This window comes from Pseudaeromonas pectinilytica (genome assembly GCF_054780855.1).
In genome coordinates this window covers 1-2,393 of the sequence record NZ_BAAGVN010000240.1, presented here as the reverse complement: position 1 = coordinate 2,393, position 2,393 = coordinate 1, and the positions used below count along the sequence as shown (strand labels likewise).

Genomic DNA, 2,393 nt, shown 5'->3' with positions numbered 1-2,393 from the left:
CCGCACTATTTCAACCAGCTCTGCCTGTTCCTTTAACACTTCAATCTCTCGCCAAGCCTGACTAGCCGGAGCCGCCTTGGGCTTGCTGTGCATCCGTGGCCGAAGGGCTGCAATGCCCTGCGCGGCCTGGGTGATTTGTTCAGCATCCATGGCGGTTCTCCTTGTAGTAAGCACGCAGGGCGCGGCGGGCTTTGCGCCAGTCGCGGGTTGCATCCATAGCGATCGCCTGGTGCCCTAGCGTATTGGCCTGGCGAATCAATCTCCCCAAACTGCACATCACTTCCCGCAACTGCGGAGGCGTCATGGCAATGGCCCATAAGCTGCCAATCGCAATCAGCTTGAGGTCAAGGTCTAGCTTTTGTTTGTCATACATAAACGGTTGTCTCCTTTCCGGTGGAGAACAACCCGGATCCGTGGCTGCTCATCAGTACCGGGCAACCACGCCCGGCAGACAGAAGGGCTATACCCCGCTGTTTCGCTTGATCAATAATCGACCTACTTACCCATATGAGAATGGAGCTTTCATGAATCAGCTATCCGCAAGTGAAGTCGTGGCCCCCCTATACAACTTCACCCAATTAATGGTTGGCAATCGGACCCCAAACAGGAACATTACCAAGGAGACGCAGGAGTGGATCTTCACAAGATTGAGTACCACCCCTCTCTCCATCAAAGACGCATTAGGGCTGACGCCATCGCAACAATCGGCTCTTTATGAATTGCTCTCGCAATACATCATTTTTTTAACCATCAATTCCCACCTGATGTTCCCTCGTGATTTCCTTGTTGGGACGTCAGAGGTTGTGCTTGGCAAACCCCTACTGGCTTACATTCAGGAGCACCGCTGGCCATTTCCCCAAATGCTTGTTCAATAGCCGCTCGATGCTCGTTCAAGATGCTTAGTGGGATTTGCTTGGCTTCTGCGTGCGCCTCCTTATGGCTTGCATCACCATCTGGCCATAAGGTGTTTATGACTACTTTGCTCATGGGTTCTCCTTGGCTGCTCATCAGTGCCGGGCAACCACGCCCGGCAGACGGCCTGTTCGGCCGTTTCGCTCGTTGCCCCTAGAATGAGGCCAACTTGGCCGTCTCTTGGCCGCCTACACCGGCATTCAGCTTCACCCGTTTGCCCGCGATGAATCCGGCATAACCGGCGTCTTGATCCCGTACGGTGGCATTGGCCTCGCGGACTTTGGCAGCAGTCAGCCTGGCGTGTTTTTCACTCATGTACTGTTTGACCAAGGCCTGCTCCTTTTCACTGGGAACCAGATCGCGCACCTGCTGATAGACCCCGGATACCCATCCCTCACAAAAGAGATCGGCTCGGGCGGTTTTAGTCTTTGGCTTGAGGCGCTTATTCAGGCTGGCCTGGAACTCGCGGCGGGCTGTCTTGAGTTGACGCGCCAGCACCGTGTAGCAGTAGGCTGCAATTTCTGCCCGATCTTGGTAGCCGACAAAAAAGCAGCGTCTCAGTCCAGGGTTGAAATAGCAGGTTATCCCAAAGGCCTTCTGGATCATGACCATCAGATTCGAACTCCACTTGGGTTGCGCCTTGCTGGGGTTGGCCAGCGTGGCGCTGTGTTCTGCGATGTCACTCAACTCGACATCGGACTCACTTAGCTGGTGTTCCCGCATTAGTATCTGCGCCTTGCGCAGGGCATTAGCCGCCTCATGAGGATTGCTACTTCCGGCCAGAGCCATCAGCTTTTTGATCTTGTCTAGGATCCGCTTATCCATATCAGGCTCACTCCATTGGCACTTGTTTGATGGCCTTGCGAACCATGCCAGCCAGCATCATGCGACGGGACTTTTGGCCACTACGCCCATTGAGTTCAACGAGTGTTGCGGCTGAAGCCAGCACCACATAAAGCGGGTCTTGGATCATTCGGCACTCCAGGCTGGTTCGCGCATCGTCAACGCTGGTATGAATGTATTGGTTTGTATCCACGTTTCTCTCCTCGGCTGCTCATCAGTACCGGGCAACCACGCCCGGCAGACAGGGGGACGACATAAACCCCTGTTTCGCATCAGCAAGTGCTAATCGTCCTCTTCGATATCCTGGCCGTAGGCATCAACATCCAATGGGGCGACATAGCCACAGCCGATCAGCCAGTTGATGGTGTCCAGAACGCCCTCCTCATAGGTGTTATCCGGGTACTCCGACTCGCCATCGATAAGTCGCTGCGCGATCAATCGTTGGCGGTAGACCTCTTCCATGGTGGCAGCAGTTTGAAACGGCTCATTGGGATTGATGCTCATGGCACACCTCACAACTTGGCTGGATCGAGGCTCAACATCTTGTAGCTGCCATCCTCGCCCTGACGTTCATACAGGCGCAGATAGGTGCTGGTGCCGGTGACCTGGATGGCATCGGCAATGGCGTCCATCGCCTC

At 54.9% G+C, this 2,393-nt stretch carries 6 protein-coding genes and 3 other RNA genes; 1 reads left to right on the top strand and 8 read right to left on the bottom strand.

The features are described 5' to 3' along the window. Positions 1-139 precede the first annotated feature (139 nt). Complete coding sequence (locus tag ACYVG7_RS10570; RefSeq protein ID WP_460883075.1) at positions 140-373, bottom strand: hypothetical protein; 234 nt, start codon at positions 371-373, stop codon at positions 140-142. Positions 374-411: 38 nt separating this feature from the next. After that, positions 412-481, bottom strand: an RNA gene (locus tag ACYVG7_RS10565) — hammerhead ribozyme type II. Between the two features lie 43 nt (positions 482-524). Here ACYVG7_RS10565 and ACYVG7_RS10560 point away from each other — a divergent pair. Further along, positions 525-875 carry a hypothetical protein gene (locus tag ACYVG7_RS10560; RefSeq protein ID WP_460883074.1) on the top strand — a complete coding sequence of 117 codons (351 nt, stop codon included), beginning with the start codon at positions 525-527 and terminating at the stop codon, positions 873-875. A 119-nt stretch (positions 876-994) separates the two neighbouring features. Here the strand turns inward: ACYVG7_RS10560 and ACYVG7_RS10555 are convergent. The 6 genes from ACYVG7_RS10555 to ACYVG7_RS10530 all read right to left on the bottom strand — a co-directional run bounded on the left by ACYVG7_RS10555 (position 995) and on the right by ACYVG7_RS10530 (position 2,387). Then, positions 995-1,058, bottom strand: an RNA gene (locus ACYVG7_RS10555) — hammerhead ribozyme type II. A 7-nt stretch (positions 1,059-1,065) separates the two neighbouring features. Then, entirely contained in the window at positions 1,066-1,737 is a 672-nt protein-coding gene (locus ACYVG7_RS10550) for a DUF2786 domain-containing protein (RefSeq protein ID WP_460883073.1), read from the bottom strand. Positions 1,738-1,744: 7 nt separating this feature from the next. Next, complete coding sequence (locus ACYVG7_RS10545) at positions 1,745-1,948, bottom strand: hypothetical protein (RefSeq protein ID WP_460883072.1); 204 nt, start codon at positions 1,946-1,948, stop codon at positions 1,745-1,747. An 8-nt stretch (positions 1,949-1,956) separates the two neighbouring features. Next, an RNA gene (locus ACYVG7_RS10540) (hammerhead ribozyme type II) lies at positions 1,957-2,028 on the bottom strand. Between the two features lie 9 nt (positions 2,029-2,037). Continuing rightward, positions 2,038-2,259 carry a hypothetical protein gene (locus ACYVG7_RS10535; protein WP_460883071.1) on the bottom strand — a complete coding sequence of 74 codons (222 nt, stop codon included), beginning with the start codon at positions 2,257-2,259 and terminating at the stop codon, positions 2,038-2,040. Between the two features lie 8 nt (positions 2,260-2,267). Then, positions 2,268-2,387: a DUF3164 family protein gene (locus tag ACYVG7_RS10530; protein WP_460883076.1), complete on the bottom strand. Its 120-nt coding sequence runs from the start codon at positions 2,385-2,387 to the stop codon at positions 2,268-2,270. Positions 2,388-2,393 lie beyond the last annotated feature (6 nt).